Consider the following 24,452-nt stretch of genomic DNA (forward strand, 5'->3'; position numbering starts at 1 on the left):
CATAGATCAGGGAACAATTTTTTGTTATTTTTTGTTTGCTTTATACCACTGGGTCGCTTCCTCTATAGCCTCATCCCCGCCTCGTGCTTTCCAGTCCAGAACAAATTTATCGAAATAGTCCACGTCTTCTTTTCCAGTAATAATTTTAGCGGCAGTTTCCATAAACAATCCATTTTTGCCAAGTTCAGGTCTGGACAAAATAACGCTTGGAACTGGCATATCAACAGCGTCATTCACACGGCCTTCACTATTCGCAATTTTTAAAGCATTTGTTATTAAATCGCCATTCGGTCTTCCTTTCATGAATTCCTCATTCAACGCATAAGGTTTACCGGTAATTTGGAGGAACATTAAGTGCATATTTTCCTTATTAATCTCATCTACAGAAGCAGGGTAGTTGTATTGGATTTTGCCATTATTAAGGGTATAATCTTCGCCTTCAATTCCGTATGTTAAAAAGGTGTCAGCCTCTTTGGAGTAAAACCAGTCTAAAAATTTTATAACATCGACTGCATTTTTACTGGATGCCGGAATGGCAAAAGCCGAACGAATCGAAGATAAAATTTCTCCTCCGCCCTTTCCATCAGGACCAATGGGAGCCGGTATATTAATAATTTCAGCGTTTGGATCTCCTTGTTTTACTTCCGATAACCACTTATCAGGGTAATTAGGTTCGTGTACCCACATGCCAACTCGTGCTGCACCTTTAATCTTCGCATCCCAGTCTTTGCCTTCAAGCACAAATATCTCGTTATCTATGAGTTTTTCTTGATAAAGTTCACGGTATAGTTTAAGCGCATCCTTCATTTCCGGAAGAATAAACTTAGGTATAAGTTTATCATCGACGTATTTCCAGGCGCCGGCTGGAATAATGTCGCCAGGATTTACATCATAGGCTCCGAAAAATAATTCACCAAACCTGAAATTTTTACGCGCCGAGAATGGAATTTCATCATTTTTGCCATTGCCATTCGGATCTTGATCGCGGAAAGCTTTCAAGACATGAATGTATTCATCGATTGTTTTCGGTACCTGCAGGCCTAACTTGTCAAGCCAATCTTTACGTACATAAATGACTTGATTATGTGTTACGCCATTGATGGTTGGGATTGCAAAAATTTTGCCCCCACTGGAAATTGCAGGTGAATCCCATACTTCCTGCGGAATATTCGCTTTTAGATTGGGGCCATATTGGTCAATTAAATCATTGAGCTCCAAAAACGCTCCGTTTTCAACAGCATTGGAAGTAGTTGTCGTATTGATAGCCATTATTTCTAGCAGATCAGGCAATTTCTCATTTGCTGCCAAAAGCAAATTAAGTTTTTGATCAAAATCCGTTTGCGGGATTAGCTCAATTTTTACATTTGTCTTTGAGAGCTCCTCCAATTTCTTAACATACTTGTCCTCATTAATGTTAGGAGAACTCTCGATGTAAGGAAGAGACCTTGAACTCATCGTAATATTAATAGATGGAACATTACTAACTTCTGCGTCATTTGACGCTTTCCCCTTGTTGTCTGGGGACTGATTGCCGCATGCAGATAGAATTGTGATGCCTGTTAAAATCACAGCAGATCTTTTTAAGCTTTTCATGTGGACACCCTCTCATTTTCTTTGATTGTATAGACTAACCCTTAACGGAGCCAATCATCGCACCTTGAATAAAGTGCTTTTGAATTAAGGGATAAATCAATAAGATCGGAACAGTTGCAATAATGATCGTTGCCATCTTTATACCTTCAATCGACATCAACATGCCTGAGGCACTGCTGCCGGCGTCACTTTCTACAATAAGTTGTCTGAGCTTGACTTGCAGTGTATATAGGTTTGGATTTCTTAGATACATAATAGCACTCATATAACTGTTCCAATACCCGACTGCATAAAACAGACCAACCGTTGTTAAAGAAGGAAGTGAAACCGGAAGAATGATTTTCCAAAAAGTTCTAAACTCATCACATCCGTCTATTGTTGCCGCTTCAGAAAGTGCATCTGGAATCCCTTTGAAAAAAGAGATCATGATGACCAAATTAAATGCGCTTACTAATCCGGGAATTATTAATGCGCTGAGTGAATCTAGCATCCCATAGCCTTTTACAACCAAGTAGGTTGGGATCAAAGGCGCCGGAAAAATCATCGTAATAATCACCATAATGATCATGATATTTCGTCCCTTTAGATGGGACTTCGATAGGCTGTAACCCATCGTAGAGGTAAAAAGCAAACTCATAAACGTACCGCAGACGGTTATCCATACCGTAACTGCAAACGCTTTCCATATTGCGGCATTTTTCAATACAGCAACATAATTATCAAGTGTGAATTGTACAGGGAAAATAGTGACCTTGCCTTGAAGAATAGCTTGGCCGTTGCTAAAAGAACCTGCTAAGATATTCAAGAAAGGAATCAGCATTAGCAGACTGATACCCACTAGCAAGATTGCGTTGAATGCCGGGTACAAACTTCGTTTCTTGTTCACGTTCTCACTCCTTTTAATACAAACTCTGTCCAGTAACTCTTTTACTTATTCGATTAAATCCTAAGATCAGAATCAAACCAACTACAGATTTAAATATACCGATTGCCGTTGTATAACTGAACTGCCCGCCTAATAGACCGATTGAGTAAATATAAGTATCTAAAATTTGCCCTTTTTCAGCTACAAGCGGATTGAGCAGCATATAGATCTGTTCAAACCCTAATTCCAGAAGATTGCCGATTCTTAGTAAAAATAAAATCATGATCGTAGGTAACAATGAAGGGATGGTGATGCTAACAATTTTCCTCAGTCGCCCGGCTCCATCTACATCAGCCGCTTCGTACATTTCAGGATTTATACTGGCAAGAGCAGCAAGATAAATAATTGTATTCCAGCCGACTTCTTTCCATATGCCCGATGCAACAACGATTGAACGGAAATATTCAGGCTGCTGCATAAAGAATATTCGATTGAAACCAAGATACTCCAGCAAATCATTTATGATTCCATAATTAGGCGATAAAACGTTAATGACTAACCCGCCAACAATAACCCATGACAAGAAATGCGGCAGGTAGACAATGGTCTGGACGGTTCTTTTAAACCACATTTTTCTAACTTCATTTAATAGTAATGCGAGTATAATTGGCGCAGGGAAGCCAAAAATTAACTGGTATAAACTAATGAGAATGGTATTTGTGAGTATTGTTGCAAACTCAGGATAAGTGAATAAAGTCAAAAAGTGTTTAATTCCAACAAATTCACTCCCTGTAATTCCTTTATAAATATTATAATCCTGAAATGCAATTACACTCCCCATAATGGGGACGTATTTGAAAAGCAGGAAAAACAAGACCCCGGGCGCTACCAGACAATATAACTGCCAATGCTTATAAAAGTACGACGTTCGACTTTTTCTGTTTGCTTCAAGGGAGTTGATCGTTAAAGACCGAGTGCCAGATTTCATAGAAGCCTCCAAATGTGATGTTTGATAACTTAATAATAGGTGAATGCATGAATAACGTACATGATTATTCTTTAGATAAATGTGTTTTTTTAAGCGTAAATGTAAGCGGTTTTCTACATAAGGATAAAAAACATGTTAAAAAAAAGAATCTGACCCAAGTTGTTAAATACGTGGGTAGATTCTTATCATTTTAGATACATCTCCGCATTCTGCATGCCTAGCTGTTTGTAAATCCAAGTGATTTTCGGTATTCTCTAGGTGTCACGCCATACACTTTTTTAAAAGACTTCGTAAAGTGGGCATAATCCGTATATCCGATAAGTTCAGGGATATCATACGCTTTACGGTCCGGATCAGCCAATAATTGTTTGGCAACTTCCATTCGATATTGAATCAAATACTGCGAAAACGAAATTCCAACCGTTTGTTTAAATATTTGGCTCAAATAAGGAACAGAGAGATTGACATATTCTGCAACAGCCTGTTGTGACAATTCATTGTCTTTATAATTGTTTTCGATATATTTAATAGCTCGTTTAATCGTTTGATGCGTGCTAAAATTCCGGTTTTCCCGTATAACCGCAACTAGGGTTGAAATATAGTTTGTATTATACATTTTTAAGTCCTTGCCTGACGCAATTACGGTATGGATTTTTTGTTTATCGACTTCAGGAATTTGGATTTTGCTATAACTTTGAAGTTGCACATTAATTCTGCTTAGAAATTCGATACTCCGGTTCCTTTGTTCAGCCATCGTTTCGTTGTCCAAGATCCATTGCTGATTAAAGTTTTCAATTAGCTGCAGGGCTTCGTTTTCATTCATCGACCAGATCAAATTGGACAACCTCGTTGCTTCATCCGAAGAATAGGTTAACCATTGGTCATACTTTCCCCAGTCCACTTGTCTTTCATATAATTTATTTTTAACTTTTTGCAGGGTCATATAGAGCTGCTCAGTTTTTATCGGTTTAAGAAGATATTCGATAACTCCATACCTTATTGCTTCTTGGGCAAAAACAAAATCACCGTATCCCGACAAGATAATAAATTCGCATTGTATTCCAAGGTCTCTGACATTTTTAATAAGATCCAATCCATTTAATTGGGGCATTTTAATATCCGTAATTACGACTTGCGGCAGTAAGCTTTTGCATAGCTCCAGACCTTCGCTGCCATTTGAAGCTTCCCCAATTACACTGAATTCAAGACTAGAGTCAGATACAAGTTTAACAAGACTTCTTCTTATCAAACTTTCATCTTCTACAATTAATGTAGTAATCATGGTTAACTCCTTCCCCCTGCTGCTGTGGAGCTTGCTGGAACTTTTAATTGAACATCGGTGCCATTTTCATCGGATTTAACAATACTGAGTCCATATGGATAACCAAAAAGCAAGCGAATTCGAGCATGCACATTGATTAAGCCAATGTGGCCATCCACCCCATTATTATAATTATCATTATTGATTCCCTTTGCGTCAGTATGAGTAAAAATCGTGTTAAACTTATCCTTTCTCTCTTGCGGCATTCCTTTGCCATGATCCGAGACCGTTATAATAAAATCGCCCTCTTGGTACTCCCCTGTTATCCCAATAAAAGTCGGCATTAGCATGTGATCTTCATAACCATGTAAAAAACAATTTTCAATAAGCGGTTGAAGAGAAAGACGGGCAATTAAAATCTGGTTTGAGATTTCTTTTTCACACCTGATTTTACATTCCATTTGAGGAAAACGCTCCTTCTGGATTTCTAAATAAGTGAGAATGTAAGTTAACTCTTCTTCGAATTCAATGACATTCATCGTATCTTTCATACAATAACGAAACATATCGGCTAAAGCTGTAGCCATTCTGCTAATTGGCCTTATTTCCTGCAGCAGAGCATGTGAATTGATCATCTCGAGTGTATTATATAAAAAGTGAGGATTTATTTGGAATTGAAGCGCCCGCAAACTTGATTCTTTTTGCTGCAAGACTAGATCCTTTTCTCGCAATTGGGATGCATGCACCTCAACAACAAGACGTTTCAGTTCGCTTATCATATTGTTGAATCCTACAAATAGATTATTAAGCCCTCTTTCGCGTTTCACGGGCGCCCTTACGTGAAAATTTCCATTTTGCGCTTGACGCATCAAACGTTCCAATACATTCAATGAATTTGTGATGTAAATGGTATACCCGCCGATTATGAAAACGGCAACAAGCGTAATGACTACAAAAGTCCAAATGGAATAATCACGTAATTTGATTAAGTCTTTATTTAGTTCAGCAAATGGGAATTCGGAGATGATCGTCCATCCCGTAGCGTCTGATATATTGTAGTTAACGATTTCTGAAACTTCATTTTCTTCATGTATGAAAAAATTATTCGTACTTCCTGCACGTTGGCCAATTTTAAACCAGTTTGGTACAATTGTGCCTAATTTCTCCAGATTATTATGTGAATTGTATAAAACTCGGTCGTTTTGGTCTATAATCCATAGGCTCCCTTTTGAGCTGAGCTGGATTTGACTGACAATGTTCCAAATCTCGTTAAGTCGAAGATTTATTACTAATAATCCAGAAGTACGATAGGTCGTTGTATCTTTGAATTTTCTGGTCACTGTTAATATGGGGTTGCCATTAACCCAACGTATTCCCATTACATTAAAATTATCGTTATCCGTATTTTTCATGTAAGATTGAACGTCATCATTACTTAATGAGGCACCCTGATTGGACACATGTATTCCGTTAGAGGAATAGATTGTCATGGAGAATATATCAGGTCTGCCAAATACAGCCGGTCTCAACAGGTCACTCTCTATATTTCTGGAAATTAAAAACCTCTCATAGGAATCGTCCTCATGAAGAAGCATGAATTGTTTTATTAATGGGTGTGCAATTAATGGCAAAGTAGAACGTTCCAGGTCTTTAAAGTAATCGTTAAGTTGATAATTTAACTGGCGCACAAGTTGTTCGTTAAATTGCCTTGTCGTTTCCTTTATTGTCTCCGTCGTTCTATCAAACCAAATTTTTGAGAATATTAAGGCAGGCAACAATAGAAATACGATAAATAACATAATGAGTTTTAGTCGCAACTTGTAAGTTCACCCCCAATTTTTATTGTAATACTTAGACCTAGAATAATAAAAGACTTCGTCATCGCATGGAAAAATTTACCCGAGAGAAAAAACGGCATCGGAAAAAATCATTTAAAAGTAAAATAAGTATACAATATAGGAGCCTATTCATGTTAAAAAATTTCCCCGTCCGCCGCGGTGTACGAGATCCATTGGGTTAATCCTCTAGTCTGTCTTATGGCAAAGAGGGCTACGGAGCAGTGCGAGAGATATCCTGTGACGCGATGGTCTTGCAGGGGGCAATTTCAACAGGGCAAGCTCTGGAGAAACAATTATAGGAGTGGTCAGAAACGGAGCAAAATTCCGAAAAGCATTATTAACCAATTTTTATGTAGGTGAGCGATCTTAATTCGACGTTTTCTTGCGAAATCGGGCTCATCATCATCAAATAGCGGCTCACAGGAGGCTGTCGATTTTCTGTGGACAATTTGCCGCAGAAGCGAGCAACTGTGAGCCATGCGGACACAGGATCCCTTATTTTGTCGAAACCCGGCTCATTCGAAGGTCTCGCGGACAGACGATCCGTTATTTGCCGATTTTGCTGGGGTTCAGCGGCGATTTGAGGCCAATAACGGATCTACGGTCCGCGAGCAAGCCGTTTTTGCTGTTTTGTTTACAGATAACGGATCCATGGTCCGCGTGCACCCGCTTCGCCCGCGCTTACAGATGTCCACAATTAATCGACAGCCTCCACAGTTCCGTTACAATTTCAAATCGGTCGAATGTTTGTAAATAGCGGCCGTGGCATCCGTCAGATTAGGCCACACTTTAAAAAAAACGATCAACCGGCCTCGAATTGCTTTTCGTTAGATGTTAGATCAGTGCCTAAAACGGAGTTGCGGCGTCCGGGCCAGAAAGCCCACCTGCCGAGGAGCAAAGTAATGGCCGGCACGAGGAATGGACGCACAACGAACGTATCGAGCAGAATCCCGAGCGCGGTAATGACACCCATTTGCAACATCAACTGAACCGGCATCGTGATCAAAACGGCGAACGTACCCGCAAGAATGAGACCTGCCGATGTAATGACGGATCCCGTCTCCCCCACGCCTTCCAAGACCGCTTGCCTAAGCGGCATGCGCTTGCTCTTTTGCCATATGGAAGATATCACGAAAATGTTGTAATCCTCGCCCAGCGCGATCAAAAATACAAACGAATATAGCGGTATCGTGCCTTGAATCATGTCCATGCCCATGAAGTGATGCAAGACGAGCCACCCTAATCCCAAAGCGGATAAATACGAGAGCAATACGGTTAAAATAAGGTAAGCCGCGGCGATCAAAGAACGCAGATACACGACTAGGAGAGTTGCGATCATGATTATAATCAGCGGCAAAATGATGCTCATATCCCGTATGTTTGTTTCTTTCGTGTCGTATTGCTCCGCTGTCTCTCCCGAAATCCATACATGTTTCGCAGCGTCAGTGTCGCCTGACTGACGCAACGCGCCTTCGATCGTTTGGCGAAGTTCCGGGATGAGATTCATCGCGTCCATTGAGTAAGGGTTCATGTTAAGGGATACGTCATACGCCAATAGTTCTGGGTTCGTCCGCCCGGCCAGCGGCGCGGATACTTGTGTCACGTAAGGAAGCGAGGCCAAAGTCTGGGCAACGTCCCGATCCTTGCCTTCGGTCTCAACGATCACTTTAACGGGAGCGAGTTGGCCGGGCGAGAACTGCTCGCCGATGACAGAGAATCCTTCGATGGATGCCATCGTTTTTGGGAACATGGCCAACTTATCGAACGTGAACTTAATCTGAGTCGAGAATACGGCAAATCCGCCAAGCACGATGCAGGTCAGGACCATAATGAGCCAAGGCCGACGTACGACAAGGGAACCGATCAAATTGCGCGAGGGCTTGTTTGAAGCCGGGGCCGGATGTCCCTTGCGCTTGGCTCGTTCAGCCAGCATGTCCGGCGTCCTCGGAATGAACGGCCAGAAGGAAGCGCGCCCCATAATGGCGAGCAAAGAAGGTACAAGTGTCAAGCTGGCCAGTCCCATAATAAAGATGGAAATCCCAAACGGTGCGGCGAGTAGCCGGAACGAACCGTACTCCGCTGCGATCATCGTAAGGAGCGAGAGAATGACGGTTAAACTGCTCATCGCGATCGCGCCTGACGATCCGGTAATGGCGCCGCGAAGTGCCTTGCCTTTATCCGATTCGGTCTTGAGCAGTTGACGGAACCGGTAAATGAGGAACAAGCAATAATCCGTACCGGCGCCGAACAATAATACCGTCATGATATTGGTTCCTTGCTTTTCCACCGTTATCATGCCGCTGTGCACCATCCAGCCCAAAATTGGACTGATGACGAAGTAAGCGATACCTACGGCGACCAGCGGGGTTATGGCCAGAATCGGCGAGCGGTAAATGAGCAGCAGCAGCACGAGCACAAGAAGTACGGTACCGAAGAGCAATGTTTTGTCGGCCTGTCCGAATACTCCGGTTGCGTCGATCTGTATGCCGACCGGACCGGTAACTCTTGCGTTCAAGTCAGCCGGAGAATCGATGGCGACGGCGAACGGATCTGAACCGAATAGGACAGTTGCTTCTTCTTTCGCTTGATCTACGCCTTCCTTCCACTCATTCGATTGCGCGCTTTTGCTGAAGAATACTGGCGAGACGATGGTGCTGCCGTCCTCCGACAGCCTCGTTTTTAAATCCTGAAGCGGCATTTGATGCAAAGGCGGTACGGATGTCTGATACGGTACGGGATGCTTCGATAATTTTTCGGTAAATTGTTGGATGCGCTGCAGATCGGTATCGGTCAGTCCTCCTTGGCGGTGCCATACGAACAGAGCAGGAGCATCTTCCGCATTCGGATATTCTCTCGTAACCAATTCACGTGCTTGCACGGATGGCCTGGTGTCAGCCAATGAGGGTGCATTATTTACGACTTCTTTGCTAATGGGCGGTGCCAGCGTGTTTAACAGCCCTGCTGCGACTAACCAAATAAGCAAAGTAACCCATCTGGTTGTTGGGCCTGCCACCCATTTATCGATTCCAATTCGATCCTTCATGCCTGCTCTCCTTTTTATCAAAGTTTCATCTTTTCTGTTTTTTCATGCCAATTCGACCGAACCAACCGAATAATTTCCATGCTTCCCTTCAGTGCCATAAGTACAGTCATCACCTCCAGCCAATTGATTACGTCCGGCTGAAAGATGGTTGCAATATGCCATACCGGCACAACTTGAGTCATACTCAACAACAGGATAATAAACAGACCTGCAAAATTCAGAACAATTCTTGATATAACTTTGATAGATATTTCAATATGGCCAGAATTGTCAGGACGCCACGGCCCAAGACAGCGCTTCGCAGTTCGAGCTGTCGTGTACAATAACCATGCGCTGAGCATGAGTATTAATCCATTTATAAGCCAGTATTTCTGCGAAATGCTTAAGCCAGATCCTCCAATCGGTTGTTCATTCAGTATGTTTATGACCCCGGAGGCGATGTGGGTAGTCGTAATGACGTGTGTTTGGGGCCATTCAGCATCGATCGCGTCAAGTACGTTAGCGAACACGATAACTCCCAGTTGTTGTTCTGGAACAATATAAGTTTGGGCTTGGAAGCCGATCGAGCCGCCCGGCTGACCGAGAACCGGTAACCCGTTAATGTGACCTGTCATCCAACCCATGGCGTACGTTCCCGGAACAGGTTCGGTCTGCATAAGTCGTATGCCTTCCGAAGAGAGCACGGAATCATCTTCGAATCGGCCGCCGTTCATTTGGGCAATCAAGAAATGGCTCATGTCCTTCGCACTGGAATAGAGGTAGCCCGCCGGCACATCCCCTGGAATATAAATATAGGGGCCATCGTAGGCAACGTTGTATCCGAATATCCGACGGTAGGGCGTAGCCAGTCCATGTTCAGCTGCTTCATCGAGCGTAACGTAGCTGTCATGCATAGACAGAGGGCTGAAAATATGTTCCTTCACATAGTCGCCATAGGACTGGCCGGATACTTGTTGCACAATATAGCCGAGCAGTACATAATTTGCATTCGAATAACTGTAGGGATGTTCGGTTTGCTTGGTTCGCTTTAAAAACTTTTCCGCATAAGACAGGGCGTTTTTCTCCAAAGCATCTTGATATTGATCGCCGATGCTTGACAGCGTGTTGCTAAAAGTCGAGATTTGAGAGAACCCGCTTGTTTGGTTAAGTAACTGACGCACACTAATGAACTCTGCACCGTTATACTTGATGGGGATGTAGCGCTGTATAGGCGCGTCTAAGTCGATTTTTCCTGTTTCGGCAAGTTGGAGAACGGCCATAGCAGTAATCGATTTGCCGATCGAACCTATTCCAAAAGGGGTTTCGGGCGTTACAGGCCGACCCGATGAATCGGCCCGGCCATATCCCTTAAGGTAAAGAATACGATCCCCCTGTACAATCCCGAGAGCTAGCCCCGGAAGGCGTTGTCGTTTCATTTCACGAGCAATATACGCATCCACTTCAGAGAAGACCGAAGTTCCGGATCGCTCTACTTGCATGCTTCCATCACTTTGCGCTGAACTGAATAGGGGAAAGATGAACAGACTGCACAAGATGATTGCTATAGGGAATGTTCTTTTCATCATTTGCTTGGAGGCTCCTGTGTGTAGAATGCGATTGTCGCATCTACATCGTCGACAATGTAGCGTACTCTGATAGGGGACATTTTTTTCTCCTCCTTAATTCGCTTTTCTGGCATAGACCTTCCAACTATCCGAACACTCGTCCGCAAGAAATAACTGTACAGAACTCAGCTAATTCAAAAGTTTTTTACTGTCTTTAGTCATTGCCTTGGAAAAATAATAATGAGAACAAGGATACCAGACATTCCATATAGAACCATTACAATGATTCGAAACCAATGAGTTCTATTCTCATAATCATGCGCAACCAGATGCAGCGATACTCCAGACGTGATAAGGAATAGAAAGACCAGTAGATAATCGGACAGATTAGGGTGGCATCTTTCCTCTCCATCCATGTTGAAGATTGTGATCAAAACTCAATTCAACCGCTTTGCTTCGTAGACTCTTACTTCTTTTCTTCTTTGAGGGCATCGGTCTTCCGTATGAGAGACACAGTTCCAAAAAACAACATCAGAGCGAGTACCGGATGAAGAGCAGCTAAATATCCAACTCCAGACGGTAATTTGGCGCTGACCGCTATCAAAATGATGATGCCGAACAAACCCGCACTACGCAGTCGAAGAGAAAGCGGCAGCCGAGCGATGAAAGAAATCACGAGTATCAGAATCGAAACAATGATCAGCAATCTGGCAAAGCCTATATGGCTGGCCCACTGGGCCGAATCCCAAAACAGTGCGAGACCGGCAAGAAACACCTGGGTCAAAATGCAAATCGCAAATATCATTACCATTGCCTTAAACACCAACCGTGCTCTAACCACGAACGGTGAAAGATTGGTTATTTCCGCCGCGCGATCCCCGACTTCAGGTTCACTGCGATTTACGGATAGGTTGCTCATCTTTGAATCCTCGCTTTCGTTAAAATAAGATCGGTCCTTTCACAGTCAGTTTAAACAATAAATGTCGAGAACTTATGCAGATCTTCCTCTTTTTGCGTGGATTCCTTCAAGAACATGTTAAATCACGGTATAATTTTCGGTAAGCGGTGTATTATCGCATTGGAAGCAGACTAAATTGGAAAGATGTGATTGGAATGGAACCGAAATTATTGCTTGTGGAAGACGAACCGGGCATGCTTGAGGAGATGCAATCCTATCTGCAACGTGAAGGGTTTCGGGTATTGACCGCCTGTACCGGCAAGGAAGCGCTCACGATTGCCCGGTCTGAACGGCCTGATCTCGTCGTGCTTGATTGGATGCTCCCCGAGATAAGCGGCATCGACGTATGCCGCGAACTCAGGCAAACCTTGCATTGCGGTATTATTATGGTCACGGCCCGCTCGGATGAATCGGATAAAATCGTCGGTCTGGAAATTGGCGCGGACGATTATTTGACGAAGCCGTTCAGCTTGCGTGAGCTCACTTCTCGCATCCGAGCTTTACTTCGCCGCTTGCGCGGACCTGAAGACAGGTCGATGTTGTTGGAAAGAGACAACCTGGTCATTTCCGAGGCCAAATGTCAGGTATTCAAGGACGGCCAAGAGATCCAACTGACACCGACGGAATTCAAAATTTTGTACACGTTGGCTGCACGTCCCGGAATGGTTTTCAGCCGCCTGCAATTATTAAAAGCAGCACTTGGGGATGAATATATGGGATACGAAAGAACGATGGATTCCCATATCCGGAATCTTCGCCGCAAGCTGGGAGACGATCCGGCCAATCCTCGATATATTCAAACCGTATACGGTTTCGGTTACCGATTCGGTGAACAATTATGAAGCTGACGGTACGCCAAAAAATATTTGTCTGCATGGGATTGCTCGTTCTTATCCTTGGCGGCGCTCATGCCGTAACCAAACAGGCTTACATGGAGTCTTTGTTCGATCAATTTCGTAAGGAAGAACTCAGTGCACCCTATTTAAACGCACCGCCCGGGGAACAAATCGAGATCTTGAAGACTTATGTTTCAGATAAGATGCAGAAATTGGGGCTTGGAAATTTGGTACTTTTCTTAGCAATCGGGCTGTTCGTCAGTTTATGGATTTCGGGGGTGCTGACGATCCCGCTTAGAAAGCTCGTTGCCGCTATCGAACGCGTTGCGCAGGGGGATCTGGACGTCAACGTTCCTGTACAATCAAAAGACGAATACGGTAAAGTGATCCAGACATTCAACGATATGACGCTTCGCCTCCGGGAAGCTGAGGACGCCCGCAGGCGGCTGGTAGCTGATGTCGCTCATGAGCTTCGAACTCCGCTGTCTATCATGCAGCTAAAATTAGAAAATGCTCAACAGACCGGTCAATACGTCCCTCCAGAAATGCTGCTTAGACTTCATGACGAAGTGATCCGCTTAGGCCTGCTTGTGGAAGATCTTCATGTCTTATCGCTAGCTGAGGCGGGCCGGTTGGCATTGGATTGCAAACCGCTCGATCTGTCGGCAAGACTTGAACAAATCGTTGATGATGTGAAGATGGAGGCTGAGGAGCACGGACTGGAAATGCGCTTCTATTCGAACACGAGGCCGGTAACGGTGATGGTCGACGCGAGACGGATCACGCAGGTGTTCATCAATTTGCTGACTAATGCAATCCGCTACACGCCGGAAGGCGGAAAGATTTCGGTTGTAATGGAAGACAAGGTCCTGGAACGGGATGCAGTCTATACATGTGTCTCAGTGATAGACACCGGCATCGGTATTCCAGCCGAAGAGCTGGCCCACTTATTCGATCGTTTTTATCGCGTGGAAAAGGCCCGTTCGCGGCATACAGGCGGAACGGGGCTCGGATTATCGATCGCTCATCATTTTGTCAGAGCCCACGGCGGGTTCATCCGCGTCGCGAGTGAGCCTGATCAAGGGACGACATTTAGCGTTTATTTGCCTTCAGGTAAATGATATTTAAACTGAGCGTATGACCGATGACCAGTTGACAATGCGACCTATCACCAAAGCATAACGAAATTTGATCCTGTAAAATCAGGGCTTCTTTGGTATAACAGAGGCAACTCTTATTTATGGTCACATTGCATTATTAGAACTGTTCTGCGTATTTCCGCAACCTTCTGTTTAGCATAATAACCTCAGACCAACGGCTCCTAAAATGGCTGACGATAAAATCGCGAAGCCTCAGGGCATCGCGATTTGTCATCTAACGAATTTTCAAATAATAATTCAGGGAATCAGGGGGAGAGACGGCTACCGCTTAAGCAATTTGATATCTATATCGTCAAACCAGGCGGTGCCGCTGGATCCCCACAACCTGCCCTCGATCGACACGGATTCCGTTAATGGCGGCAAAATCAGCTTTCCGCGTACGAAAGTCCAATCCTGCGTTCCCGTTATAATCGACGTCCAGCCTTCCTGAATGATGCTGCCATTGATGTCTTTAGCGACAAGCGCGATGAACGCGCCGTTCCCCCCAGTTACACCGCTCGTTTTCACCCAGCCGCCGAACTCGTACTCCTGAATTTTCTGTAAGTTGAACAACTGCTGGCTCCAACTGGAAGCTGCGCCCGATGCCTGCGCAATTTTTAACGATCTGCCTCCGGTATGGGCAACCGCGGCATCGACACCAAACGGTGTTCCGGACGTCGTGAAAGTGCTCCAATCGTCGGCAGCCGTTCCTGCACCCTTCTCGCCGCCGGGATTTTTCACCGCATTGTCCGCTGCCTGGTAACGCAAATCATCAAACCAAGCTTGACCCGTGGAGTCCCACAGCGCGCCGCCTGCATCTATCGTCGCTGTATTCCGCGGCGGGGTCATGCGAACGGTGAGCTCCTTCCAGTCGGACGTACCGCTCTGGACGGGCGACCGGTGCTCGGCTAGAATGTTTCCGGCTGCGTCTTTCGCGACGAGAGAAATAAATGCCCCGTCCCCTCCGGACACCGACGACGTTTTCACCCACCCGGAAGCGGAAATCTCCCGTGTCAAATCTGGGCTGGCCATTTGCTGATACCATAAGGAAGTGTTCGCGCCCGGATTCGTTATTTTCAGCGCTTTACTCCCCCAGTGAGCGGTTGCTGCATCCCATTGGAACGTCCCGTCTCCGTTCGTCCACGAGCTCCAGCCGGAAGGAGCCGAGCTGCCGTTCTCCGCTCCCGCATTCGCGAATTTATTGTCGGTCGGGAAAGAAATGCTAAACGTCTGACCGCTGTTCAGTTGAAACCTCGGGTAGTACCCTCTTGAATTGCTGCCGTTCGTCCAGCGGATCTGCTTCGCCGAAGCGCCGAAATCGTATTTCGCCAAATACGGCGAAGCCCATTGCCGAAACGCCGCCGATGTCGCCGATTTTTCCACCGAACTTCCGGGACTTAAGAGGCTCAGGTCGCTAGTCGTCCCGTCAGACCAGAGCACGCTTCCCCCGTCACGCGGCTGAAACCCTCCGTCTTCCACAAAATATCCGCCGGGATTGCTGCCCGTCACCGTAATGTCGATCCGCTCCGGATAGAAGTCGTACTGCAGCGTCTCGCTCTCTTTCACGGTTACGATCCGTTTATGATCGGCCGTCACGCTTTGCAAGTCGATGGAACCGGCCGGTTTATTTTGGTTGCCGTCAATCGCCGCTTCCGCAATCTCGTAAAATTGAATATCGTCGTACCAGGCGCTTCCTGTCGTTCCCCATACTCTGACGCCCACATTTGCCGAGACCGCGTTCGCAGGCGCATAAAACAGCTGGTATTTGTATGTCCACGCCTTGGTGCCTCCGATCGACAGCGTCGCCCCGCCTTCCGATATCGGATTGCCAGATGAATCTCTGAACGTAACTCCGGCATATGCGCCGCTACCGCCAAAATCCGACTTTGCGACTTGATCGGTTCTGACGAAATACGACAGAAAGTAATACTTGCCCCCCGTTATGTCGCTGATGTTCTGATGCCACGTTCCATGTTTATCCGGGTTGTTGACGGTTACTTTGAGCGACTTGCCGCCCGTATGGGCGATTCCCGTATCCCAGCTGCATGTCCCCGCCGGGTCGTCCATATAGCAGTTCCAGGAGTCGGGCGCCGACGCGCCGCTTTCCGCACCGCCGTTTGCGATTTTATCCACGTAAGCGTTCGCCGAATACTTCAGCACCCTGGGGATCGAGTAGGAATCGACGGTAATGTTATTGCGCATCGTTCCCTCGATATCGGCGGCGTATTGTCCGACACCGGTCAGTTTCGACACGCGGAACGTATAACCGCTATCGCGATCGGAATGAATTTCATAAAACCCGTTCTGGACATCGTCGGTGACGGTAAGCGCATTGCTGTAACCGCGCTGCGGCGTCGCAGCATCGGCCTGTGCGCTTGCCGCGCCTTCGTTCTCCACTTCGTCGACCGCCGTCACCTTGTAGTAATATTTCGTTCCGGGCTTCACGGTACGATCATGGAAAGCAGGCGTATCCCCGGGTTTGATCCAGATTTCCCCGACCTGATTCATAGCGGAAGGCGTAAATCCGCTAATCGTATCCCTGTAAATTCTGTAATAAGCCAAGTCGGTATCCGCGTTGGCCGTCCAAGCAAGATTGACCTGGGAAGCGGACGGTGCGGAGGCGGTTAACCCGCTTACCCCGGAAGGCGACGTCGGGTCGGATATATTCGTGTACAGCACGACGCTGCGCGCCGGAATGCTGTCGGTGAAAGCGGTTCCGTTTACGGCGACGCTGCCGCTGCTCGGAAGCAGTCGGCCGAACGTGTCGAGCACGACCGATCCGCCGTATTCGAATTTCCGGAATGTCGTATTAAGCGGTTGCTGCAAGGCGAAAGAAGCTTGCACCGGCTCTGTGTTCCAGTTGACGACGAGTATCGTGTGCTTGTCGGCGCCCATCTTGACGACGGCCGCGTTCACTTTCTCATCGCTGCTTGTCGTCGCATACGTTGCCGCGCCGGGACGAATATATTTCGTTATTAACGAAGCGATGTAATATTTGAAGTAAGGCGTCCAGTTATCCTGTTTATGCGTCCACCATCCCCCGCCGAAATCGGATTCACCGGTCATCGTCTGGTTCGCTCTGACCAGCGGAGGATACAACTCGTCGTTTAAGCGCCACTGCGAAATACCCCCCACGCCCATTCGCAGCGAGTGGGCGACTAGGCTTGCGAAGTTCAGTCCCGCATCGACGGTCGCTTTCACCTCGTTGTCGCCGTTTTCGGAGAAGATGAGCGGCTTCGCTGTACCATTCGGATCATTCGTGTTTTTGAGCGCCAGCAGATCGGCAATATCCGCCGCAGCCGAACCGTTCTCCATCATCGCGGATGTAGGACTGAAGTGCAGCGTATAGCCGTCCATGTAATCGCCCATCGTCTGCGTGTAGTCCGTATAGAACGCTTTGCCGTCTGCGTCGTACGCCATGTTCTCTGCGCCCACGAGCTTTACGCTGCCAAGTCCTTCTGCCTGCAGCCTGTCATAGACGGCCATGTTCAACGTCTTATGATATTCGAGCTTGTCATAACCCGGAGGAGGCACGAAAAACGCTTCCGGTTCATTGTAGATCGAAGCGAACTTGACGTTCGAATAACCTTTGGTCACGACGAGATGCTTGAGCAGCGCCACTGTATTTTCCGCGAATTCGTCCACTTTGTCGGGACGCGGCGTATGGCTGATATCCGGGGACCAATACAACCACGGGTACAGCTTGGTCATGTTCCCCCCCATGCTGTCGATCAGAACGCTCACGCCGTTTTCCTTGAACACGTCCAAATACTTGTACAGGCTTTTCATTTCCGGGCTGTCCCACGTAAATCCGGCGTTGTCGATGACAAACGGATCGTTGTTATCGTTGTTTGGCTCCCACCATTCGCTTTGCAGCCACATTCGAACGAAGCTGACTCCGGTTTTTTTGATGCGGGTTGCAAAAACGGCCAAATCGTCGTCGTCCACCCCTGTGATTGTCTCGTGATTAAAAAACATAAACGGGTCGACTTCTCCCCCGAAACCGATAACGCTGTCAAGCACAGGCGTCGTATTTTGCAGACCGATGCTGACGTTAAGCGGCGATGCCGAAGCCGTGGAACCGGGCGAATACAATTGTCCGCCAGCCATAAGCGTGAGTATAAGCACGATCAATCCCATTTTTCTCATCAAGCTCATCCTCTCCTTCGCGATAAATGTATAGCCACTATCAGAATCCTGTAATCCTGCTCCTTCGAGGCTCGTTACGCACTCCTTTACCGCCCGTCAGGAACGTTCGGACTTACCCCATAGCCTCACCCCCTTTCATTTTCCATTTTTCTAAAATTTAATTTACAACTCCGAAAGCGACCGGGGAGCGTCTCCGAAATCCGGCACTTGGAGCAGCTTTCCTCCCTGGAGAGCAGATTCATGCGCAATCAAGCCGGGTACCAAGTAGCGGGCAGCTTGCCAGATGTTATTGGGTGGCAGTTCGCCTGTCGCACAGGATACGATAAAATCGTCGACCAGAAACTGATGAGATCCGTAGTGCGCGTTCGGCAATCCCTTAAACGACTCGGGGAGACGCGAAGTGTCGTGTATGGGGGCGGTTTCATACAAAAAGCTGTCATCTGCCAGCAATTCCATGCCTTCGCGCTTTTCGTCCGGCGAATTGCGTTTGGCAGGTATGGCTTCGAACAAATGATCCAATCTTTCGATCGGCTTCACCCCATACTTTTCCACCCATACGGATCCGCCGCTATTTTGTTCGAAGGACGCTTTCGTTCCGAACAAGCTCATCCGCTCGCTAAGACCTTGGTGGCCGACCCGTCGGAACTCGTTGATGCGGCAACTGCTTCCGTCCGACATTTTGAACAACGCGGACTCGTTGCTGAATTCGTTGGCCCACTGATTCGTGTTTTTCTTGAACACCTGATCGTCGACTGGATCGACAAATCCTTGGCAAGACACATGCGTCATCCGGGCGCCCGTGACCGATACGATCTGCGATATCGAATGCGTCGGATAATACATCGGTGGCGACCCCGCCGTTTTTAACCAATCTTTGCCTCCGCGCCATTTCATCACATCGTACAAACTGTCGAAGTCGTGATAGTACTCCGCCTCTCCGTGAACGATCGTCCCGAATGCGCCTTCTTTATATTTTTGCCTGCAATAGATGACGTGCGGATAATAGTAGCTTGTTTCCCCTACCATATAGATGCGCCCCGACTTCGTCACCGTTTTCACCATCGATTCGATTTCGGTCATAGATATGGCGGACGGCACCGCGCTGTATACATGCTTTCCGGCTTCCAACGCTTGGATCGCCTGCGGGCCATGGAGCCAATTTTGCGTAAATATAGCTACGGCGTCGACGTCCGACTCGCAGATGTCGTCCAAAGAGGAGTAAGTGGTTTTGATGCCGAACCGCTGGGCGGTTCGAGCTAATTTGTCGGGATCGATATCGCATAAAACGACTTCCGTAACAAGCGGATGCACTTGAAATAGCGGAACAAAATGCGGTGCAAACTGTCCGGTTCCGATAATGCCGACTTTCATGTTTATACCCCTTCCTTTCGCTGTGCGTTAAATTTAGAAATCGTACGTTTCTCCTTCTTCTACCCTTATCCGCCGAATCGGCCGGTCTCCTCTCGTGAATCCGACGCGCAAAGTTGTCGTAGCGGACCCGGAAGGCTGCAAATTTCGTGAATGGCCGGAAGCGATCGATTCGACCAGGTTTCCGATCGGGTTTGTAAAAGGCTCCAGCGCGATATTGTAATTCCTTCCGTAAAAAGGGTAGCCCCAACTGCCGCCGTAGCCTTGCCAACACCAAAGATAAGGAAATTGTTTAATATCCCATGCCAGCCCGATCCCGATATCCAGCTTGGGGTTTCGGAGCGAAGCCCAGCCCTCTGACAATTCCAGATGAAAGCTGTCCGATGTTCTTGTTTCCGCCGACTTGACACGCGCCGCATTGACCTCATCCCCATTCACATCTCTCAGCATCGGCCAGTGTTTCCTCTGTCCCTGCGCATATCTGGCGGTTGCCGAATATGGATAATCCGGGGTTACGGTTACGGAACCTTCCGGCACATCGATAATACTTCCTTCATCCAGCAACGGGGCGCCGAATGTCGGGTGATGCCCCCAGTTATATGCCATCTCCTCCTGTCCGATATTAACAATCGTTTCATGGAGATAGAACCACGGCTGATCGCGGAAAATCTCGATTGTCTTCGCCAAACGAAACGGCGTTCGCACGGTTTGTACCGCCAATTGGATTTTCAAATGCTCCCCTTGATCCTCTTCCACGCGATACGACCATGGAAGCAGACATACTTCTCCATGCAGACCGAGAGGCGCGTCTTTGTATTCGCTTGTAGGCAAATGCGAATTAGGAAAAACTTCTTGCCATCCGCCAGGATAATAGTCGAAAAATGTGCCTGATCCGGAAGATGCAGGAGCGGTGTAATCCCCTGGTTTGTGGATCGGCAGCGGCGCATGCCACAACACATCCACATCTGACGGTTTATGGCATAGTTCGATCATGTCGGCGCCTTTGTTCAGCCAAAAGGTCATCCGCAGCCTTTCGTTTTCGATCGTCAGAAACCGATTGCCCTCACGCTGATATTCCATATAGCGGCAACCCTGATTACGGTTCCATAAAAGCATGATTGATGATCATCTCCGATTGAAGTATGTTAGCCTTTAACCGCCCCGATCAATAAGCCTTTCACGAAATACTTTTGCAGAAACGGATAGATCGCCATAATGGGCAAAATGTTGATGACGGCAATCGACATTCTCAAGCTTTGCAAGTCGACATGCTGCTTATTCATAGCCGTTAAGTAATCGGCCTGGTTTTGCTGGGCTGAGTTGAATACCATATACAACAAATATTGCAAGGTAAAAAGATTAGGCCTCATCGAATTGTATATTTGCGTATCGATAAAGCTGTTCCATTGCTGCACGGCGCTGAACAAGGCAACCGCCCCCATAACGGGAGCGCATACGGGAAGGATGATTTTCCAGAAAACGACTACATCGTTCGCTCCGTCCACGATCGCTGATTCTCCCAACGACTTTGGAATGCTTTCGATATAGGTTTTGATCAGAACCATATTAAAAACGTTGACCGCCAGCGGCAAAATGTAAATCCAAAACGTCCCCGCGATTTTCAAATCGACGGCCAAAATGTAGCTGGGGATCAAACCGCTGGAGAAATACATCGTGAACACGAAAAACTTGCGAAAAAACGTAACGCCTACCACTTCTTCTCTAGTGAGACAGTAAGCTGCCATGCCTGTTGCGGCGATCATGATGATCGGCCCCGCTACTGTTCGAGAAACCGATATCCACAGCGCATTGGCAAATCCGGGCGTGTTCAACAGCTGCCGATAGCCTTCCAATGAAAACCCTCTCGGCAGCAGCATAAGGCCGGAGTGCCTAATCGAGGCATCGCTTATGGAATAAGAGAAGATATACAGCAGCGGATACAGCATGCTGACGGCAATGATCGCCATGATCAGAACGTTGAATACGTCAAATACCATTCCGGCCTTTGAATTGTTGCTCATGCTGAAATCTCCTCGCTTATAAAATTGATTTTCCCGTTAATTTTTTGGAGATAGAGTTGGCCGATATAACCAGAATCAAGCTGACAAACGTTTTGACGATGCCGACTGCCGTAGCGTAGGAAAAGTTGCCTAATTGCAGGCCATAATTATAAATGTACATGTCCAGGGTGTTCATCGTAGGCCAATTCGTAGGATTGATAAACAAATAGAATAGCTCGAAGTCCGAAGTCAGCACCCACCCGACGTTCATGATCAGTAAAATGACGCAGGTCGGCACCAAATTCGGCACTGTTATGTACCGGACTTTTCCCCACCGGCCAGCGCCGTCAAGATCGGCCGCCTCATACTGATCGTTCGAAATGGAAGCGATGGAGGAAATGAATATAATCACATTAAATCCGAGATACTTCCAGAGCTGCAGGCAAATAATCAATATCCAGGAGTACCTTTCATCCCCCAGCAGGTTAATGCCTTCCTGGATAACTCCGGCTTTCACCAATGTCTCGTTAACCGCCCCCGTAGATGCCGCGAATAAGGAAAACAGAAACGAATAGACGACTACCCATGAAATAAAGAACGGGAAAAAGGATATCATTTGCATGAACTTCCCGAACCTTTTGGAACGCAATTCATGAATCAGGATGGCGCAGGTCAAGCCCGCGATCAAATTGACGAAAATAACGGAAAGATTCATCACCAACGTATTGCGAATGACGTACATATACTCGCTGCTTTGCTGGAAAAAGGAGCGAAACTGCTCCAACCCCGCCCACGGAGATTTCCAAATGCTAATGCCGACCTGATAATTGGTAAAGGCGATGAGCCAACCGGATAACGTGTAATAGTGAAATAGAAATACAAGAGCAACTGCAGGGAGTAACATCAAATAAATATATCTGTACCGAATCAATCGCTGAGCCACCTGACAGATCACTCCTTACCGAAAGAATGAAATCTGCACACGGCGGCATTAAAGGTTTTGTCTTTAATACCGCATGCGCTGCTCTTTTTATTTTTTCACTTTGGCTGCGAGTTCTTGATATTGCCGGTTGTATTCATCCCAAACTTGCTGGGGCTTCAGTTGGTTATACTGCTCCGACAGTTTCTGGTACAACGCTTCGAAGTCGGCGTCATCCTTGGCCAAAATCAACTGAGGCGTATTTTTGACCCGGAATTGAATCAGCTTCTGTTCAGCCGCCCCGATCGCGCTGGCAGGATCCACTTGGACGGTCACGATCAAATCTTTCGGAACGACAATCGCGTTCTCTTCCCACCACTGGTAGGGGTCGCTCCACCCCATAGCGCGATAAGCTTCCAGTACGGTAGGCGTGATGGACTTGCTAATATTGCCGGGATCCGTCGTCAGATTGTAAAATTGGCCGTCCGACTTCGACTTCGTCATCATCAGTCCGAAAATTTGGAAGATCATCGCGCCGTCTTTGTTGATAAAGTCGCCTGAAGCAAGACGTTGTTCGAAATCGGCGCTCAATACCCGTTTGCCGTCGACCATCGTATAATCGACGCCCTCGACGCCTGTGTTCACCAAAATTTGGCCTTCGTCGGAAGACAAATATTCGAGCAGTTCGACAATGCGTTCCGGATGTTTGGTGTTTTTGGTTATGATCACCGAATCGAAAGGACGGACATTTTCTACCGTGACAAGCCTCTTCTCTCTATTGTTCAGAGCGGCAGGCGATTGAATGGGCATTCTTACGTACTGGGAGTCCTTGTTGCCGGCCTGTTCAAACGTTCTGTTCGCGGGTTCTACCGTCCAAACCGTATAAAATATGCTTAACGCTTGTCCGGAATTGATTTGCTCCGTAACTTGATCCAACTTGGCCGTGAACGATTCGTCGTTGATCAGACCGGCCCGATACGCTTTGTTCATGAATTGAAAGGATTCTTTCACATAAGGGTTCAAGAACATGTCCACGAACTTCTGATCCTTCAGATCGAAAACGACCGCACCGTTGCCGACGCCGGCAATGTTCGCTCCTTTCTGATACAACGCCTGCGTCAATCCTGCCACGCCCCACGATTCCGCCAAGGGCAGCGTCATTCCGATCGTTTTTTTGCCATTCGTCGTCGGATGTTTTTCAAGTGCCGCTTTCAAGAACGCAATATAGTCGTCGGAATTCACAATTGTCGGATATCCTGCTTCTTTCAGCACATCGTGTCGGATGGCCATATCTAGACAATCGCATGTGGCCGGATTGAATTCCTGGGGCATGCGCATTTCCCATTTGTACAATTTGCCGTCGTCCGCCGCCAATCTCCAATAAGGAATCTGGTTTTGATACGCTTCACTAAAGTTCGGCATATTCGGCAAATATTCATCAAGCGGCAATGCGGCTCCGGCTTTGATATATTTTTGAACCAGATCGTTTTGCTCCAATCTCAATATTTCGGGGTAGTCGCCCGATGCAAGCATCAGGTTCAATTGATTGCGGTAATCTCCGCTAAAAGGAACGTATTCCAACACGATCCCGAATTTTTCCTTGATGATTTTGCCGACGGCAGTTTCATCGCTTCTTTTTAACTTCCAACTCGCATCTTCGGAAAAAGCTTTGATAACATACTCGCTTCGATCCGGCGAAGCCGACCCGGACGCGGTACTCGAAGCCGGGCTTGGCGGAGCTGCGCTGGCGCGCTGCGAGGAATCGGCATTATTTTTGCTGCTGCAGGCGGTTGCGGTCAATAAAGCGATAAAAACCGAAAATAGAACGACTTTTCTCCATACGACCGACATGGTAGATCCTCCCTTTGAATGATAAAAGTTTTGCTTACCGCTTCTTATAAATTGAATTTTCTTACTTATCAAATAGCATCACCTCCGGAAGACAATATCC

16 protein-coding genes are annotated in these 24,452 nt (G+C 46.8%); 2 read left to right on the forward strand and 14 right to left on the reverse strand.

Annotation, left to right across the window (positions count from 1 at the left end; genetic code table 11):
* Nucleotides 1-24 precede the first annotated feature (24 nt).
* The 8 genes from ACFQ0N_RS26805 to ACFQ0N_RS26840 all read right to left on the reverse strand — a co-directional run bounded on the left by ACFQ0N_RS26805 (nucleotide 25) and on the right by ACFQ0N_RS26840 (nucleotide 12,051).
* A complete protein-coding gene (locus ACFQ0N_RS26805; protein ID WP_379332154.1) occupies nucleotides 25-1,593 on the reverse strand; it encodes an extracellular solute-binding protein in 1,569 nt (522 codons plus the stop codon).
* 34 nt (nucleotides 1,594-1,627) lie between these two features.
* Nucleotides 1,628-2,479: a carbohydrate ABC transporter permease gene (locus tag ACFQ0N_RS26810; protein WP_379332156.1), complete on the reverse strand. Its 852-nt coding sequence runs from the start codon at nucleotides 2,477-2,479 to the stop codon at nucleotides 1,628-1,630.
* A gap of 13 nt (nucleotides 2,480-2,492) precedes the next feature.
* Nucleotides 2,493-3,446, reverse strand: a complete 954-nt coding sequence (locus ACFQ0N_RS26815) for an ABC transporter permease (protein ID WP_379332158.1) — start codon at nucleotides 3,444-3,446, stop codon at nucleotides 2,493-2,495.
* Nucleotides 3,447-3,663: 217 nt separating this feature from the next.
* On the reverse strand, nucleotides 3,664-4,728 hold the full coding sequence (locus ACFQ0N_RS26820; RefSeq protein WP_379332160.1) for a response regulator transcription factor: 1,065 nt from the start codon (nucleotides 4,726-4,728) through the stop codon (nucleotides 3,664-3,666).
* Nucleotides 4,729-4,730: 2 nt separating this feature from the next.
* Nucleotides 4,731-6,524, reverse strand: a complete 1,794-nt coding sequence (locus ACFQ0N_RS26825) for a sensor histidine kinase (protein ID WP_379332162.1) — start codon at nucleotides 6,522-6,524, stop codon at nucleotides 4,731-4,733.
* A gap of 823 nt (nucleotides 6,525-7,347) precedes the next feature.
* Nucleotides 7,348-9,588 carry an MMPL family transporter gene (locus tag ACFQ0N_RS26830; protein WP_379332164.1) on the reverse strand — a complete coding sequence of 747 codons (2,241 nt, stop codon included), beginning with the start codon at nucleotides 9,586-9,588 and terminating at the stop codon, nucleotides 7,348-7,350.
* A gap of 17 nt (nucleotides 9,589-9,605) precedes the next feature.
* Nucleotides 9,606-11,153: a serine hydrolase domain-containing protein gene (locus ACFQ0N_RS26835; protein ID WP_379332166.1), complete on the reverse strand. Its 1,548-nt coding sequence runs from the start codon at nucleotides 11,151-11,153 to the stop codon at nucleotides 9,606-9,608.
* Nucleotides 11,154-11,598: 445 nt separating this feature from the next.
* On the reverse strand, nucleotides 11,599-12,051 hold the full coding sequence (locus ACFQ0N_RS26840; RefSeq protein WP_379332168.1) for a DUF6220 domain-containing protein: 453 nt from the start codon (nucleotides 12,049-12,051) through the stop codon (nucleotides 11,599-11,601).
* A 194-nt stretch (nucleotides 12,052-12,245) separates the two neighbouring features.
* On the opposite strand from ACFQ0N_RS26840, the gene ACFQ0N_RS26845 reads away from it, so the two are divergent.
* Complete coding sequence (locus ACFQ0N_RS26845; protein WP_379332170.1) at nucleotides 12,246-12,932, forward strand: response regulator transcription factor; 687 nt, start codon at nucleotides 12,246-12,248, stop codon at nucleotides 12,930-12,932.
* Entirely contained in the window at nucleotides 12,929-14,047 is a 1,119-nt protein-coding gene (locus tag ACFQ0N_RS26850; protein ID WP_379332172.1) for a sensor histidine kinase, read from the forward strand. Before ACFQ0N_RS26845 ends, ACFQ0N_RS26850 begins: the two co-directional genes overlap by 4 nt.
* A gap of 300 nt (nucleotides 14,048-14,347) precedes the next feature.
* Here ACFQ0N_RS26850 and ACFQ0N_RS26855 read toward each other — a convergent pair whose 3' ends face one another.
* The 6 genes from ACFQ0N_RS26855 to ACFQ0N_RS26880 form a co-directional block, all read right to left on the reverse strand.
* Nucleotides 14,348-18,217, reverse strand: coding sequence for a hypothetical protein (locus ACFQ0N_RS26855; protein WP_379332174.1), 3,870 nt, complete (start codon nucleotides 18,215-18,217; stop codon nucleotides 14,348-14,350).
* Between the two features lie 159 nt (nucleotides 18,218-18,376).
* Entirely contained in the window at nucleotides 18,377-19,585 is a 1,209-nt protein-coding gene (locus ACFQ0N_RS26860) for a Gfo/Idh/MocA family protein (RefSeq protein WP_379332176.1), read from the reverse strand.
* Between the two features lie 33 nt (nucleotides 19,586-19,618).
* Nucleotides 19,619-20,662, reverse strand: coding sequence for a DUF4432 family protein (locus ACFQ0N_RS26865; RefSeq protein ID WP_379332178.1), 1,044 nt, complete (start codon nucleotides 20,660-20,662; stop codon nucleotides 19,619-19,621).
* Nucleotides 20,663-20,727: 65 nt separating this feature from the next.
* Nucleotides 20,728-21,603, reverse strand: coding sequence for a carbohydrate ABC transporter permease (locus ACFQ0N_RS26870; protein WP_379332180.1), 876 nt, complete (start codon nucleotides 21,601-21,603; stop codon nucleotides 20,728-20,730).
* A gap of 16 nt (nucleotides 21,604-21,619) precedes the next feature.
* Complete coding sequence (locus ACFQ0N_RS26875; RefSeq protein ID WP_379332182.1) at nucleotides 21,620-22,513, reverse strand: ABC transporter permease subunit; 894 nt, start codon at nucleotides 22,511-22,513, stop codon at nucleotides 21,620-21,622.
* Nucleotides 22,514-22,612: 99 nt separating this feature from the next.
* Nucleotides 22,613-24,352 (reverse strand): extracellular solute-binding protein, encoded by a 1,740-nt coding sequence (locus ACFQ0N_RS26880; RefSeq protein ID WP_379332184.1) that lies wholly within the window; start codon nucleotides 24,350-24,352, stop codon nucleotides 22,613-22,615.
* Nucleotides 24,353-24,452 lie beyond the last annotated feature (100 nt).

This window comes from Paenibacillus sp. GCM10027626 (assembly GCF_042676285.1).
Taxonomy (GTDB): domain Bacteria; phylum Bacillota; class Bacilli; order Paenibacillales; family Paenibacillaceae; genus Paenibacillus_Z.